Genomic DNA, 2,409 nt, shown 5'->3' on the forward strand with positions numbered 1-2,409 from the left:
CAGGAGCCCCGCTCGACGTACGCGGCATCGTCTGCCACCACAAACAGCTGCCGATTCCAGCTGATGCGCACCAGCGGGGGGATCAGCACATCCGGGTTGAGGCCCAGCACGCCGTTGTGAAACCAAACCGCGGTTTCCGCTGTGCCGGTCGACTTGAGCTGCTCGATGGCACGGGCGGCATCGCGCACCGAGGCGACCGGTGTCGCCTGCCATTGCAGGCCCGCCCGCTCTACCGCGGCCCGCGTCTTGCCGATCGCATCGCCGGGTGCCGCCTTCAGATGCACGAGGTGCACGCCCGCCACATCCGGCTTCAGGGCCCGAATGCGCCTGATCACCGCGCCTGGATCGGCGAACAGCGACACCCCCCATTGCATCGCGGGGTGCAGGCGCGTCACCAGTAGGCCTACAACAGCGGCGGAGCCCGCGTCAGCGACCTCGGCGGCGACCCTGTCACCAATGGCGAAGATCACGGCGCCACCTCCAGGGGGATTGAGCGTCTTGAAGTCGCTCAACGAACAGACCGCCAAGTCGCCCACCCCGCCGCGCGCGAGACCCACGGCAATCTGCTCCACCGCCTCCTGGTAGACACCGCGGACCGCGGGGTGCACCAAGGTGACCCTTCCCGGTCGACACGCGCGGGAATCCGCCGCTACCGCCAAGCAGTCGAGCAGGGACAGAAGCAGCAACACGGCCGCCCGCCACCACATTGGTCGGAGCGCTCTGCATCTGCCCTCAGCCCTGGCTGCGCAATGCAACAACCACCCTGTGTACGTTTTCACGCTCCTCCCGCAGCGCGACCCCCAGTGCGCCCGCATCCTCTAACCGGTTCTCCGCCAAACAGGCTTGTAATTCTTTGCACAGCCGCTCAAGCGTTGGCATAGCGCCTTGCTTGGCCAGCCCGATACCGCGGTGCGAGAGCTCGCGGAGCCGCCCGACCTCGTTTGAGCGGCCCGTTATGACGAACAAGGGCGCCAACTCGCCCTGGTCGGCGAACAGCTCCAGCACGCCATCGACGATCTGATCACGAACCGCTGGCGATCCGCCCGCGATCAGCAACGCCTTGGTCCAATCAATGCTTTCCGCGTGCACCGATGATCCCCATCCGCTCGCAGACCCGGTAAATGCCGATGTGCGTGTCCACACCAGTGATCCGTTTGATCTCCGCGATGCGCTTGTCGACGTATTTCCTGCCAACGGACAGTGATGCTGCGATTTCCGGCGGCGACAGGCCGTCCAGCAACAGGCGGAGTACATCGCCACGACGACCGGCCAGGAGCTGTTCGCGCACCTGCCGATCCTCTCGGATCTCGAGCTGGTCGATGCCGGCCTGGATGCTCGGCTCGACGTAACGGCGCCCTGCATTGATTTGCATGATGATTCGGTACATCTGCTGCGGATCGATGCCTTTGTCGACATAGCCGTGCGCGCCGGCGTCGATCAGCGATTTCGCCAGCAGCGGGTCGGGCTGACCCGTCAACAGCAAAACGCGCGTCTCCGGGCTTTGGCGAAGCAGCTGGTCCAGATACCGCTCATCCAGTGCCGTCGGCGGATCGCCGTCCCGGTTCGGCATCCTCACATCGCACACCAGTACAGCCGGTTGCGCGCGCTTGAGGACATGCAGCAACGCCGAACGCGAGCGGCAGGTATCGACCACCTGGATCGCCCCCGACGAGGCGTCGTGCAGGAGCCCGGGCAGGACGCTGATCAGGAGCGTCTCGTCTTCAGCGATCACGATGGAGACACTATTCGGGCATGTGGTAGCCGCCGCCATAGACTCAGGATAGCGATGGCCGCGGCCCGGACAAGGCGTCAATGACGCCTCATCAAGCAGGGTCGGCTCGGTTGTGCGATTGGCTTAGCGGCGCTGCTGCGTTTGTACCTGTAGCACCGAACACGTCATGCCCAGCGCGGCGCTAGTTATCGGTACCGCCAGCGGCGTTGGGCGGGCAGGAGGATGGTGTGCTGCAGGGCCAGTGCGCACTGGCGGTGAGCGTTGCGCAGCCAGCAGTCAAGTCCCGGCCAAGCCGGCACCGCAGGCGTAACACCCAATAAGATTCAGGGCATCGCGCGCCAGGCGCAGTCGCTTTGCGCAGGTTGTCCCAAAGCCGCCGTGCATATCACCGTCAGGATGGACGAGCTTGCGACGCCGGCATTGATCGAGCACGCCCCGCTCAGGGGGCCTCGACCTCCCGCATCACAGCGACGACGACGCCGATGACCTCGACGGCCCCCTGCGGGCGATGCAGCGGCGCATAGTCGGGATTGGCCGGCTGCAGACGCAGCCCGCCGGGCGTCTGATACAGGCGCTTGAGGGTCGCGAGGCCGTCATCGATGAGCGCCACCACGGTTTCGCCGTCCTCGGCTGTGGTGCGCTGATTGAGCAGAACCAAGTCGCCGTCCTCGATGTGC

Annotated in this window: 4 protein-coding genes; all 4 read right to left on the reverse strand. The window is 65.6% G+C overall.

The window, feature by feature from the left end; translation table 11 throughout:
* Positions 1–689 (reverse strand): hypothetical protein (locus CKO31_RS25520; RefSeq protein WP_200243562.1); only part of this gene is annotated, 689 nt, incomplete at its 3' end.
* Positions 690–732: 43 nt separating this feature from the next.
* A complete protein-coding gene (locus CKO31_RS25525) occupies positions 733–1,089 on the reverse strand; it encodes a hypothetical protein (protein WP_200243563.1) in 357 nt (118 codons plus the stop codon).
* Positions 1,070–1,732, reverse strand: coding sequence for a response regulator (locus tag CKO31_RS25530; protein WP_200243565.1), 663 nt, complete (start codon positions 1,730–1,732; stop codon positions 1,070–1,072). The genes CKO31_RS25525 and CKO31_RS25530 overlap by 20 nt, the downstream gene beginning before the upstream one ends.
* Before the next feature lie 439 nt (positions 1,733–2,171).
* A partial coding sequence (locus tag CKO31_RS25535; RefSeq protein WP_274607817.1) for a LexA family protein occupies positions 2,172–2,409 on the reverse strand: 238 nt, incomplete at its 5' end.

This window comes from Thiohalocapsa halophila (assembly GCF_016583825.1).
In the GTDB taxonomy this organism is placed as follows: Bacteria; Pseudomonadota; Gammaproteobacteria; order Chromatiales; family Chromatiaceae; genus Thiohalocapsa; species Thiohalocapsa halophila.